Annotated in this window: 1 protein-coding gene; it reads right to left on the reverse strand. The window is 37.3% G+C overall.

Annotated elements, in window-relative coordinates:
* On the reverse strand, positions 1 to 383 hold a 383-nt coding region (locus ACNFOC_RS55915), incomplete at both ends, for a sugar phosphate nucleotidyltransferase (RefSeq protein WP_416966513.1).

Here is a 383-nt window from a genome sequence, read left to right on the forward strand (position 1 = left end):
TCATAAGGCACTTCTTGAACACCGATAATAGATTTGCCTGTTTCATCATATTGTTCCATTAATTGTTGAATGGCCGGTTTGTCTGATTGGACAATGTCATCTCCGAGTAACACGGCAAAAGGTTCGTTACCAAAAAATTGACGTGCAGTCCAAATGGCGTGACCAAGCCCTTTTTGTTCTTTTTGTCGCACATAAAAAATATTCGCAAGTGAAGCGGAATGTTGCACTTTCTCTAATAGGTCGAATTTTCCTTTTTCTTTTAGGGTTGATTCTAGTTCTTTTTGATTATCGAAGTGATCTTCAATCGCACGTTTATGTTTTCCCGTCACAATAATAATATCTTCAATACCTGCACGTGATGCTTCTTCAACTATGTATTGAAT

It is taken from the genome of Streptomyces colwelliae, from assembly GCF_048158785.1.
Lineage (GTDB): Bacteria > Actinomycetota > Actinomycetes > Streptomycetales > Streptomycetaceae > Streptomyces.